This is a genomic window from Chryseobacterium cheonjiense, from assembly GCF_012927265.1.
Lineage (GTDB): Bacteria > Bacteroidota > Bacteroidia > Flavobacteriales > Weeksellaceae > Chryseobacterium > Chryseobacterium cheonjiense.
This window is the reverse complement of sequence record NZ_JABBGF010000003.1, coordinates 374,233-386,797: the sequence shown is the minus strand read 5'-3', so window position 1 is coordinate 386,797 and position 12,565 is coordinate 374,233. Positions and strand designations below refer to the sequence as shown.

At 36.9% G+C, this 12,565-nt stretch carries 9 protein-coding genes; 6 read left to right on the top strand and 3 right to left on the bottom strand.

The annotated features are described in order from the left end of the window. Positions 1–164 precede the first annotated feature (164 nt). Complete coding sequence (locus tag HHL20_RS16625) at positions 165–797, bottom strand: hypothetical protein (protein WP_169232289.1); 633 nt, start codon at positions 795–797, stop codon at positions 165–167. A 665-nt stretch (positions 798–1,462) separates the two neighbouring features. Between HHL20_RS16625 and HHL20_RS16620 the strand changes: the two genes are divergently transcribed. Beyond that, complete coding sequence (locus HHL20_RS16620; protein ID WP_169232288.1) at positions 1,463–2,092, top strand: response regulator transcription factor; 630 nt, start codon at positions 1,463–1,465, stop codon at positions 2,090–2,092. Between the two features lie 116 nt (positions 2,093–2,208). On the opposite strand, the gene HHL20_RS16615 is transcribed toward HHL20_RS16620, so the two are convergent. Next, the gene (locus HHL20_RS16615) at positions 2,209–2,763 is read right to left on the bottom strand and encodes a thioredoxin family protein (RefSeq protein ID WP_169232287.1); all 555 of its coding nucleotides are present in this window, start codon (positions 2,761–2,763) and stop codon (positions 2,209–2,211) included. 289 nt (positions 2,764–3,052) lie between these two features. Between HHL20_RS16615 and HHL20_RS16610 the strand changes: the two genes are divergently transcribed. The 4 genes from HHL20_RS16610 to HHL20_RS16595 all read left to right on the top strand — a co-directional run bounded on the left by HHL20_RS16610 (position 3,053) and on the right by HHL20_RS16595 (position 10,246). Next, positions 3,053–3,649 (top strand): TetR/AcrR family transcriptional regulator, encoded by a 597-nt coding sequence (locus HHL20_RS16610; RefSeq protein WP_169232286.1) that lies wholly within the window; start codon positions 3,053–3,055, stop codon positions 3,647–3,649. 338 nt (positions 3,650–3,987) lie between these two features. Beyond that, positions 3,988–5,148 carry an efflux RND transporter periplasmic adaptor subunit gene (locus HHL20_RS16605; protein ID WP_169232285.1) on the top strand — a complete coding sequence of 387 codons (1,161 nt, stop codon included), beginning with the start codon at positions 3,988–3,990 and terminating at the stop codon, positions 5,146–5,148. A gap of 216 nt (positions 5,149–5,364) precedes the next feature. Further along, entirely contained in the window at positions 5,365–8,547 is a 3,183-nt protein-coding gene (locus HHL20_RS16600; RefSeq protein ID WP_169232284.1) for an efflux RND transporter permease subunit, read from the top strand. 286 nt (positions 8,548–8,833) lie between these two features. Beyond that, positions 8,834–10,246 carry an efflux transporter outer membrane subunit gene (locus tag HHL20_RS16595; RefSeq protein ID WP_169232283.1) on the top strand — a complete coding sequence of 471 codons (1,413 nt, stop codon included), beginning with the start codon at positions 8,834–8,836 and terminating at the stop codon, positions 10,244–10,246. 232 nt (positions 10,247–10,478) lie between these two features. Here the strand turns inward: HHL20_RS16595 and miaA are convergent, their stop codons facing one another. After that, a complete protein-coding gene (miaA, locus tag HHL20_RS16590; RefSeq protein WP_169232282.1) occupies positions 10,479–11,399 on the bottom strand; it encodes a tRNA (adenosine(37)-N6)-dimethylallyltransferase MiaA in 921 nt (306 codons plus the stop codon). Positions 11,400–11,621: 222 nt separating this feature from the next. Between miaA and HHL20_RS16585 the strand changes: the two genes are divergently transcribed. Further along, positions 11,622–12,479: a YicC family protein gene (locus HHL20_RS16585; RefSeq protein ID WP_169232281.1), complete on the top strand. Its 858-nt coding sequence runs from the start codon at positions 11,622–11,624 to the stop codon at positions 12,477–12,479. Positions 12,480–12,565: the final 86 nt, after the last annotated feature.

Below are 12,565 nucleotides of genomic sequence, written 5' to 3'. Positions count from 1 at the left end.
TATTCGTAAAAAATTTTATTCTTCACTGCTTTTATCAGAATAAAGAGCATTTACTGTAATACAATAAATGAATCGTAACAGGAACTTTCAGCAAGAACAATATCATGTAATATCATTTTTAAAGCGGAAAGAATTCCTGATCCGGGCATCCCGATAAAAGTCTTTTAACAATGAAAGGGTGGCGGACGTATGCCTCCACCATCTATAATATTTTTTGAAAAAACAGAGTAGCGATAGTGATAATTTGTATTGATATATTCATCATGCTGTATTGCAGAGATATATCTGATCGTATGATAAAATATGAAATTCTGATAGTGACTGCCCGGTGTTACGCATACCGTCTGTCCCGATAAAGAGGCCGCATAAAAGCTGTTCTGATCCGGCTGTGTTCTGATGTTTTGCGCCGAGACCGAAGGATTCTCTTTTGTAATTTTTTTGCGTGTCTCCTTTTTGGTTATGGCTTTTTTCTGTGAAAATGAGGAATCCGGTTTTTTTATTGTTCTATCTACCGGTATATCTTTTATCCCGGAAACAACAGTTCCCTTCTTAACGTACAAAAACTCTTTGCCGATAATTGTAATTTTCGGAGTGGTCTCTTTACCGGTTTCAGATGCCTCATCTTTGGATTCGGAACTATTGGTTATTAAAGTACCTTCCTGAATATATATCCCGGAATTTTCTACAGATGACTGACCAAAATGGAATATTGAAGCAATGATGAAAAAAAGACAGACAGCCCTTTCGGAAAAGCGAAAGGCCATCAGTTTACAAGATTTCATCATTTGTGTTTTCATTACTTGTATTTTAAGCGTTTCTCAACACATTATTAGACTTATTTATAATATTTCTAATATTTGTGTATTTTGTATAGAAACGACATCGTTCAAAGCAGTAATCTGTTTTTCTAAAAAAATTTATAGATTGAATACATTCTTTATACTACCAGAAAGTAGTTTGTAAAACTTTTATCCAACTTTATTTTTTAGACTTATTAAAAGTTATTCTTACAGTAAATTATTGTTTAGAAAAATAACTCTAATAATTGCATTCATTTTACTTTTACAAATCTACATTCAAGCTATTGATTAACAATCTATTTTATTGTAATAAAATAATTATATATTTGTAATATTTTAATTACAACTTATAAAAAGTTGAAAGAATAAGAAGCAAAATAATTTAGCAGAATATTATTGATTTTATAATACATTTCAGCATAAAAGAGCGATAATTACCATGCAAAAACATATCATGGATTTGAATTTAATACACAATATTTTTTATATTTATTATTGCTTATTTAGTTGAAGATGCACAGGATGACATATGATAATATTGTTCGTAAGCAAAAATTTTGAATGATAATCCTGTAAAACATTAAAAACACAAACCATTACAAAAAAAACACATAACCGCGAGCTGATTAAATAGATTCAGCTCTCTCTTAAATACAAATGATATGAATAAAAAAATCCTTATTGCCGACGATTATTTCGTGATTATGACCGGTATCAAAATGATCCTGAAAAATTACCTGAAAAATATTGATCTGGAATGTGCAGAAAGTTATAATGAAGTTTTAGAAAAATTATCCTATAAAAAGGATTATGCACTTCTCATTCTGGATATCAATATACGCGGAAGCAAAAAAAATATGATTGATGAAATTAAGGATAAACTTCCTCATATAAAAATTCTTATTTTTTCTACCTACAATATTACAGAAGCAATACAGTGCATCCAGGAAGGCGCAGACGGTTATCTGAACAAGCATTGCTACGAGGATGAAATCGCCCGGGCTGTTTCAGAAGTTTTAAGCACAGGCAAATATTATTCAAAAGAAATAATGGATGCATTGATTCAGCACTCCATATACGGGCAAAAAAGCAACCCGCTGGAAAATCTTTCGGAAAGGGAAAAAATGGTGTACAACTTCTTGATTAAGGGATACGGAAATCTCGAAATCGCCAATGAGCTTAAAATACACGTCGCTACCATCAGCACTTATAAAAGAAGGATTTTTCAGAAATTAGGTACCAGCAACCTGATTGATATTTTAGAAATAAACAGGAAATACTCTGTAGAATAGTACGGAATAGCTTTCTGCAATTACCACTACCATAGCTTATAAAAAAAGCTGTTCCGAAGAACAGCTTGTACCATATTATTACATCGCAACAACTTCCTGTATGAAAGTCAACCGAATTATTTCCATTTGATATTGCATCCCATACTTGGTCTTTGAATTTCTTCCTGAGGTTCGCCTGCCAAAAGATTTTCAAAAGCAATGATGAGATCTTCACCCGTTACATCTTTATTATTTCCCGGCCTTGAGTCATCCATCTGACCCCGGTAGATAAGATCCAGCTTTTCATCAAAGAAAAAGAAATCCGGAGTACAGGCTGCATCGTATGCTTTTGCAATCGCCTGGCTTTCATCATATAAATAAGGAAAGTCAAAATTCTTTTCGATCTGGAATTCAATCATTTTTTCCGGAGAATCTGCAGGATATTTCTCAACATCATTTGAGTTGATGGCGATAAATTCAATCCCTCTTTCGTTATAGTCTTCGTACAATTCATTTAATTTATCAATAATATGCAGTACAAACGGACAGTGGTTGCACATAAAAATCACCAATGTACCTTTCTCACCTTTCAGATCATCCAATGACTGGATTTCATTGCTTTTTGAAGGGTTTGGCAATTCAAAAAAAGGTGCTTTCGTTCCGAGTGCAATCATATTAGAGGGAGTATTCATAACTTTTATATTTAAACACAAAGATAAAGATTCTTTTTATTTATTAATATGGGTGCGTAACATGACGGAAGTAAAATAATTTACAATTGAATCAGACTATCATCTTCATTAATTTTTACAATAATTCTTCAAACTGATCATCGTACCAGCTTCAAGCCCTTATTCTTCCAGCATTTCAGCCCGGTAAGAAATTCCTGATGATCTTTATTAAAAGTTAAATGCTAAAAATAGTTTGGAAGATATGTTTAAAAGTTTGTAGTTTTGCTAACACTGTTAGTAACAAAATATCATGGGTTTACATGAACGCCGACAAAGAGAAAAAGAAAATATTCGTACCAGTATCCTGAATGCGGCTTTTTCTTTGGCTAAAACTGAAGGCTGGGCTTCCCTTTCCATGAGAAAAATTGCCGATGCCATTGAGTACAGCGCACCGGTGGTATACGATCACTTTGAAAACAAAGAGGCTATTTTATACGAGATTTCGCTGAATGGTTTCCATTGTTTGCACATCGAATTGCTGAAAGCTCAGAGAGCACATGACAATCCGGAAGATCAGTTAAAAGCTATTGTGGATGCGTACTGGAAGTTTGCATTCAAAAACAAAGAGTATTACCAGCTGATGTTCGGATTGGGAATGCAGTGCAGCGGAAAAGGAATGATGAAAGAAGAATTTTCTTCGTTTCAGGATATGCTGTATGACTGCACGTATGAAATTATTAAGAAAAACGGATCAAAAACGGAAAATGCCTGTCACATGTCTCACGCTTTATTTTCAGCAGTACATGGATTGATTTCCATTATGATGATGCGTAATGATGATATCCCTTCAACGATGAATAAAACGACTTTGGATGAAACAGTTTCTGCTTTCATTAAGTCTTTATAATTTTTTTTGAATTAAAAATTAACACCGTTAGGAATATTAACACCGAATTAATATAAACTATTCATTTAAAAACAATTAAAAATTAAAACAATTATGTAAAAATATGAATTATCCGTAGTTTTTTTTATCCATCAAATTAACACTGTTAGAAAAAATAACACATTTTAAATCATTTTATCATTAAACTATCTACTATTAAAATGCCTGTTAGCCACTCATATTAAAAATTCTGTATATTTTTTTAAACAAATCATTAACACTGTTAGGAAATATAACAGACATTAAATTAAAAACTATCTTATTTTATTTAACACTTCATTAAAAAATTTAAACTCAAAATGAAAATATTTGGAAAAACGAGGATCATCGTACTTATCTCGAGTATTATCCTTTTACAAAATTGCACAAAGGCAGCAGAAGGATCTAATGCAGCGCCTCCCGCTCCTGAACTTCCGGTATATACCGTGATTACCTCACCTGCCACTGTTTACCAGGAATTCCCGACAGCTCTGGAAGGAAAAAACAATGTAGAAATCAGATCTCAGGTGGATGGTTATTTAGATAAAATTTATGTGGAAGAAGGTGCCTATGTGAGAGCCGGACAGCCTTTATTCAAAATAGATTCCAGAAGCTACGGCGAACAGATGAATATGGCAACAGCCAATTTGCAGGTTGCCAACGCCAACATCCAGAAAGCGAAAGTAGAAGTCGACCGGCTTCAGCCTCTTGTTGCCTCAAAAGTGGTTTCAGAAGTACAGCTGAGAACCGCAAAAGCCAACTACGCAGCCGCAGTTGCCGCTGCTTCCCAGGCAAAAGCTTCCGTAGGAAGTGCAAAAATCAATGTAGGGTTTACCACAATTACAGCTCCTGTAAGCGGATACATCGGAAGAATCCCCTACAAAAAAGGAAGTCTGATTTCCAAAACCGACCCTAGTCCATTGACTTTATTATCGGACATCAGTGAAATTTACGCCTACTTTTCTTTAAGCGAACTGGATTTTATTGCTTTTCAAAATAAATATCCGGGAGCTACTTTAAATGAAAAACTGAAAAACATGCCGTTGGTAGATCTGGTTATAGCAGACAACAGCATTTATCCTCAAAAAGGAAGAATGAGCATTGTTGACGGACAGTTTGATAAAACAACCGGAGCCATCAGCGTTCGTGCTGTATTCCCAAATTCAAACGGAGTATTGAGAACCGGAAATACCGGTAGAGTGCGCATGCCGCAGTTGTTCGACAAAACAATGGTTATTCCACAGGAATCTACTTACGAAATCCAGGATAAAACGTACGTTTATGTTGTTGGAAAAGATAAAAAAGTGACGGGAAAACCGGTAACTATATCCGGAAAAACAGACAGCTATTACTTTATTTCTGAAGGGCTTTCCGTAGGAGATAAAATTGTATTCACAGGAATCGGAGCCTTAAAAGATGGTGTTGCCATTCAGCCAAAAGTTATTTCTTCTGATAGCTTGCTTAAAACAAGACCTTTATAACTGTTTAAATTTCTTAACTACAAAGTCACAAAAATTGTCCTTTGTTTAAAAGTTAAAATGCTAATACTTTAAAGTCACAAAAATGAAAATCGAAGATTTTTAAAACTAATGTGTTCTTTTTTAAAGCACTAATTAAAACTTAATGTGACTAATGTGTTTAAAAGCTTTGTGTCTTTGTGGTGGAAAAGTTAAGCAACATTAAAAAATAAACTTCTTATGTTAAAACAATTTATAGAAAGACCGGTACTTTCAACGGTCATTTCCATCATACTTTTATTATTGGGTGCGTTATCGCTCTTTAATTTACCTATTGCCCTCTTTCCGGATATTGCGCCGCCAAGTGTTCAGGTGACGGCTTTCTATCCGGGTGCGAATGCGGAAGTAGTGGCCCGTTCGGTAGCTACCCCGATTGAAGAAGCTGTGAACGGAGTGGAAAATATGACTTACATGACTTCGAACTCAAGTAACGACGGTACGATGACGCTAAGCGTATTTTTCAAGCAGGGATCTGATCCCGATAATGCTGCCGTAAACGTTCAGAACCGGGTATCAAAAGCCATGAGCCAGCTTCCTCAGGAGGTGGTACAGGCAGGAATCTCTACGCAGAAAGTTCAGAACAGTATGATCATGTTTATGGGATTAACCAGTAACGATCCTAAGCAATATGACGAACTTTTCTTACAGAATTATTTGAAAATCAACATCATTCCACAAATTCAGCGTATTCCGGGAGTTGCCCAGGCACAAGTTTTCGGAACAAGAGATTATTCCATGAGACTCTGGCTGAAGCCAGACCGATTGGCTGCCAACGGACTTTCTCCACAGGAAGTTTTGAATGCCGTAAAAGATCATAACTTAGAGGCTGCTCCCGGACGTTTGGGACAGGGAAGCAAGGAAACTTATGAATATATTTTAAAGTATAAGGGTAAATTAAATAAAAACGAAGACTACGAAAACATAGCCATCAAAGCCAACAGCGACGGTTCTTTCCTGAGACTGAAAGACGTAGCAAGAGTAGAATTCGGCTCATACACGTATACAGCAGCCAACAGAGTGGATGGCAAACCGGTTTCAGGTTTTGCGATTATGCAGACCGCTGGATCTAATGCCAACGAAATTCTGACTGAAATTGAAAAACAGGTCGACCAGTTTAAAACGACTCTTCCAAAAGGAGTTGAGCCGATCATCATGTACAATTCCAAGGACTTTTTGGATGCTTCTATACATCAGGTGGTTGAAACATTGGTAATTGCTTTTATCCTAGTATTTATTGTAGTGTATATTTTCCTTCAGGATTTCAGGTCGACCTTAATTCCGGCGATTGCGGTTCCGGTAGCGATTATCGGTACATTCTTTTTCCTGCAATTATTCGGATTCAGTATCAATATGTTGACTTTGTTCGCTTTGGTACTCGCCATTGGTATTGTGGTGGATGATGCCATCGTTGTAGTGGAAGCCGTCCATTCCAAAATGGAACATACAGGAATGCCTGTAGAACATGCCACAATGAGTTCAATGAATGAAATTTCCGGTGCTATTATTTCCATAACATTAGTGATGTGTGCCGTATTTATTCCGGTTGGTTTCATGCAGGGTCCTGCGGGAGTTTTCTACAGACAGTTTGCTTTTACACTGGCAATTGCGATCATGATTTCTGCGGTGAATGCCTTAACCTTAAGTCCGGCTTTATGCGCGATGTTCCTAAATGATCCTCAGGGTGACCATGGTGAACACGGTAAGAAAACAGGTTTCGGAGCAAGATTCTTTAACGCATTTAATGTAAGCTTTAATAATTTAACTAAAAAATACATTTACAGCCTGAAATTTTTAATTAAAAACAAATGGGTGGCCGTAGGTGGATTAGTACTGATTACCGCTGCAAGTATTTTCCTAATTAAAAAAGCACCATCAGGATTTATCCCTACAGAAGATCAGGGATTCATTCTATATGCTGTGAATACTCCTCCTGGAAGTTCATTAGACAGAACCCACAGAGCAACCGAGCAAATTGACCAGATCATCAACGGTGAAAAAGCCAAAAATCACCTTTGGGTTGCAGACGGACTGAACTTCATCAGTAATGCCAATGCATCACCGTATTCTGCAGGTTTTATTAAATTAAAAGATCACGACCAGCGTGGCGAAATAACAGATCCTGATCAGATTGCCGCAGGATTAACAGGGAAAGTTTCCCAGGTTAAAGATGCCAATGCATTTTTCTTCAACTTCCCTACTGTTCAGGGATTTGGTAACGTTTCCGGTTTTGAGTTTATGCTTCAGGATAAAACCAACGGTTCCCTGGAAAATTTAGGAACAACTACACAGGCATTTATCGGGGAATTGATGAAACGCCCGGAAATTGCTTTTGCTTTCACAACCTATGCAGCCGGAAACCCGCAATTTACAATTGAGGTTGATAATGATAAAGCGAATCAGTTAGGAGTTTCCATCACAGAATTGATGCAGACGATGCAGATTTATTACGGAAGTAGTTTCGTTTCAGATTTCAACAGATTTGGAAAATACTATAGGGTAATGGCTCAGGCGGATATTCCATATAGAACAGATGCCAATTCTTTGGAAGGAATTTATGTGAAAAATAAATCTGGCGAAATGGTTCCTGTGAAAACATTAGTGACTTTAAAAAGAGCCTTCGGCCCTGAAACGGTAACCAGAAACAACCTTTTCAATGCAGTGACCATCAACGGAACGCCCAAACCAGGTTACAGTACCGGGGATGCAATTAAAGCAGTTGAAGAAGTGGCTGAAAAATCACTTCCAAGAGGATTTGGATATGAATGGACCGGGATTACCCGTGAAGAAATTAAAACCAGCGGACAGACAGCATTTATCTTTATGTTAAGTATTTTGTTTGTGTATTTCTTGTTGGCGGCTCAGTATGAAAGTTATATTCTTCCTTTTGCAGTTATTTTAACAATTCCAACAGGGATTTTCGGGGTATTTGCTTTCACCGGATTGGCTGGAATTGACAATAACATTTACGTTCAGGTTGGTTTGATCATGCTCGTCGGATTATTAGCGAAAAATGCCATTCTTATCGTAGAATTTGCGGTACAGAGAAGAAATGCGGGGAGATCCTTACTGGAATCTGCATTACAAGCGTCAAGACTGCGTTTAAGACCAATCTTAATGACCTCATTCGCATTCATTGTCGGAATGTTACCGCTTGTATTCACGCAGGGCGCTTCTGCAAAAGGGAATCATTCAATCGGCTTCAGTACCGTTGGCGGAATGTTGACAGGCGTTGTATTCGGGATTTTCATTATTCCGGTAATGTTTGTGATCTTCCAGTATTTGCATGAAAAAATGCCAAGCAGAAAAAAGAAAAGGCTCCAAAGACAAAAACTGGAGGCAGAACTTTTAGCTACAACTCATTAATAATATGCTCAACAAAGCTTAGAGAAAAATTTAAACTAAGATTTTAAATGCAAAGATTAATTATTAACACTAAATATTTTTAAAGGAGCAAAGAAAAGCGACAAATCGTTGATGAAGCTGGACGTTTAACAGTAAGCTTCTTAAAATCAATTTTAAATTGATTAAACTTTGCTCACTCAAATATTTTTACATTAAATATTTTTTTGCGTTAAGAAAATTATAAGAATTATAAAAATACTTTTTGCAACAATTTCTCAAGGTGCACTCAATTAAAAGTTTAAAAACTATGAAAAAAGTAAAAAATATCATCATCACTTTCGGACTGGCTTTAGCTTCGGTCTCCTGTGTGTCCAAACTGGCATACAAGGAGCCTAAGCTGGACCTTCCCGAAACGTTCAAATATACCGCAACTGCCGACACGGCGAGCGTTGCCAATTTAGAATGGAGACAGTTTTTCAATGATCCGATGCTGCAGACTCTGATTGAAAAAGGAATTAAAAACAACTACGATCTGCAGATTGCTCTGAAGCAGGTAGCATCTTCTCAGGAAAAGCTCAAACAGGCAAAATACCTGCAGTATCCTGATGTAGGTTTCGGAGTTGCTGCGCAGATTTCCAGGCCTTCAAAAAACAGCATGAACGGACAAAGCCTTAATTTATTTTTAGGGCAAAGCCATGTTGAAGACTACAACGCAGCCTTCAATTTATCCTGGGAGGCAGACATCTGGGGTAAAATAAAAAACCAGCAGGAAGTTTCCAGAATGCAGTATCTCCAGACGTATGAAGCGACAAAAGCCATTCAGACACAAGTGGTTGCAGCCATTGCACAGGGATATTATAATTTATTGATGCTTGATAAACAATTGCAGATTGCAAAAGCTAATTTAGAATTGAGCAGTAACACTCTTTCTCTTACGGAAAAGCTGTGGCAAAGCGGTGACACGACTTCTCTGGGAGTTCAGCAGGCAACAGCACAGAAGCAATCCACAGAACTGCTGATCACTCAACTGGAACAAAATATTGCGATTCAGGAAAATGCCCTGAGTATTTTGGTGGGTGAAAACCCAGGAAAAATCAGCAGAACGATTGAAATGTCCGAAACCTCTCTGCCGCAGGAAATTTCTGCAGGGCTTCCGGCAGCAATGGTAAGCCGTCGTCCGGATGTCCGTCAGCAGGAATTGGTGTTGTTAGAGTCAAACTCAATAGTCGGGATTGCTCAAGCCAATATGTATCCTTCTTTAAAAATTACCGCCAACGGAGGGGTAAATTCTTTTAAAATTGATAACTGGTTCCAGATTCCGGCTTCATTGTTCGGTTCTGTATTAGGAGGAATTACCCAGCCTATTTTCCAGAAAAGACAGTTGAAAACGGATTTGAATGTTGCTAAAATTCAGAGAGAAAAAAATGTACTGGCGTTCCGTCAGTCTGTTTTAAACGCAGTGGGTGAAGTTTCTGATGCCCTGGTTTCCAATGAAAGTTTAAAAGTTCAGGAACAGAAAGCAGCCGAACAGGCAGCCACTTTAAAGAATGGAATTAAAAGTGCCGAAATGCTGTACAAAGGCGGCATGGCAAACTATTTAGAAGTGATAACCGCTCAGGGAAATTCTCTGCAGGCAGAGCTGAATCTAGCGTCCGTAAAAAGACAACGATTAAGCAGCATTGTAGACTTGTACCGGGCGTTAGGAGGCGGTTGGAAGTAGTAAATTTTAAATTATATTGTTAATGGAATGCGGTCTTTCGGGGCTGCATTTTTTGTTTTTAAATTAAAAAAACACCCACGCTGTCATTCTGAACGGAACAACGTGAAGTGAAGAATCTATAAAATATTTATGGAGATTCTTCCTTCGTCAGAATGACAATCAGCAACTCTTTACATTAAAATATTTCCAAAAATCTATGCAGATCTGCGAAATCTGTGGGAAATAAAAAAAATTACTTCAAAGTTTGTTGACTAATATATCCAATCAACCCATCAAAATCCTCCTGCGAATATCCCAACGGTAAGTAATGAATATCATCCGCTTTCCGGTACCAGGTCAACTGGCGTTTTGCGTACCTCCTGCTGTTTTTCTTGATTTCAGAAACGGCAAAATCTAAGTCCCATTCTCCATCAAAATATTTGAACAATTCGGCATAACCAACCGTATTTAAAGCTGTCAGATGTTTAAATTTTTCTAAACTTTTCGCTTCTTCCAACAGGCCTTTTTCCATCATAATGTCTACCCTCCTGTTGATTCGGTCATACAATTCTTCTCTCGGCGCTTCAATTCCGATCCGGATCGTATTAAAATCCCGGGAATCCTGTGAAACTGCAATTAATTCAGAATATTTTTTTCCGGTCTGCCAAATAACATCAATTGCCCGTAAAAGCCTTCTGTGATTGTGAATATCTACCACGGTAAAATATTCAGGATCGAGTTCTTTGAGTATATCCTGAAGCTTTTCAATTCCTTCATTTTCGAAAATTCCCTGTAATTTCTTCTGATTTTCTTCATCAGCTTCCGGCAGATCATTAAGGCCTTCGATTACCACTTTTTCATACATCATGCTTCCGCCCACCAAAATGACAACATCATGATTTTCAAAAAGTTCATTGAGCTTTTTTAATGCATCTTCTTCATACTGACCTATAGAATAATACTCCTCAACGGAAAGGTTTCCGATGAAATGATGCGGAGCTTCCGCCAGCTCTTCTTCAGAAGGTGACGCGGTTCCGATTTTCATTTCTTTAAAAAACTGGCGGGAATCGCAGGAAATAATTTCCGTATCGAAATGTTTGGCCAGATCAATAGCCAGCCTTGTTTTTCCAATACCAGTAGGTCCTACAACAGAAATTAAGTTTTTCTTTTTCACACCGCTAATTTACGAAAATGGGTGGATTGTATTTTACCGCAAAAGACACAAAAGAAATAGGGTAAATATTTGGTTTGTCAAAAGTTCACAAAAGCAGAATAAAATTTGCAGACTTTTGAATATTTAAAGTACATTAAAAATCTTTTGCTCCTTTTGCGGTTAAAACGGAATATAGTTAATACATACGCTTAAATGTTTATCTTTGTACAACAATAAAAAACTATGATTTTATCAATGACCGGCTTCGGTAGAGCCGAAGATGTTTTTGAAGGAAAAAAGATTACCATAGATATTAAGTCACTGAACAGCAAAAGCTTTGATTTGAATATTAAAATTCCTTTACGGTATAAAGAAAAAGAATTCGAGATCAGAAAAATTCTCAACGACAGAATTATCCGTGGCAAAGTAGACTGCTATATCAATCTTGAAAATCTTGAGGAATCTACAGATGTAAAAATTAATAAAAATTTAATTGAATCCTACATCAGTGAGCTTCGTAATATCGCTCCGGACGGCCCCGATTTCGAATACCTGAAAATGGCGGTACGACTGCCGGATGCCATTACTTCAAGACCAGATGAACTTTCGGAAGGAGAATGGGAAGCATTGGCTAAAATTGTACATGCTGCCGTTAACCGGTTTGAAGAATTCAGAAAGACGGAAGGCAAGATCCTGCATGAAGAACTTGAGAGAAACCTGATGAATATTGAAAAAAGCCTTTCTGAAGTGATTCCTTTTGAGGAAGAGCGAATCATTGCCGTAAAAGAGCGTTATCAAAAATCTTTAAAGGAGTTTGAAAACGTAGATGAAACGCGTTTCTATCAGGAAATGGCTTATTTTACTGAAAAACTCGATATTTCTGAAGAGAAAGTAAGGCTTTCGCAACATCTTAAATATTATAAGGAAGTGATGGATAATGAAGATTTCAACGGGAAAAAACTGGGATTCATTTCTCAGGAAATCGGCCGTGAAATCAACACCTTAGGTTCAAAAGCCAACCATGCCCAAATCCAGAAACTGGTAGTAATGATGAAAGATGATTTAGAGAAAATTAAAGAACAAACGTTAAACGTTCTTTAATTCAAAATTTAATATTCAAGGTTTTTGACAACTTTGAATGAAAACATATTTTTTGAATCATGTAATAAACTTTAAACCCAAAACTA

Bases quoted from the DNA above. Each gene is read 5' to 3' on its own strand.
- HHL20_RS16585 (WP_169232281.1), top strand. From the start codon at position 11,622: ATGATTTTATCAATGACCGGCTTCGGTAGAGCCGAAGATGTTTTTGAA.
- HHL20_RS16600 (WP_169232284.1), top strand. From the start codon at position 5,365: ATGTTAAAACAATTTATAGAAAGACCGGTACTTTCAACGGTCATTTCC.
- HHL20_RS16595 (WP_169232283.1), top strand. From the start codon at position 8,834: ATGAAAAAAGTAAAAAATATCATCATCACTTTCGGACTGGCTTTAGCT.
- HHL20_RS16625 (WP_169232289.1), bottom strand. From the start codon at position 797: ATGAAAACACAAATGATGAAATCTTGTAAACTGATGGCCTTTCGCTTT.
- HHL20_RS16610 (WP_169232286.1), top strand. From the start codon at position 3,053: ATGGGTTTACATGAACGCCGACAAAGAGAAAAAGAAAATATTCGTACC.
- HHL20_RS16615 (WP_169232287.1), bottom strand. From the start codon at position 2,763: ATGAATACTCCCTCTAATATGATTGCACTCGGAACGAAAGCACCTTTT.
- HHL20_RS16620 (WP_169232288.1), top strand. From the start codon at position 1,463: ATGAATAAAAAAATCCTTATTGCCGACGATTATTTCGTGATTATGACC.
- HHL20_RS16605 (WP_169232285.1), top strand. From the start codon at position 3,988: ATGAAAATATTTGGAAAAACGAGGATCATCGTACTTATCTCGAGTATT.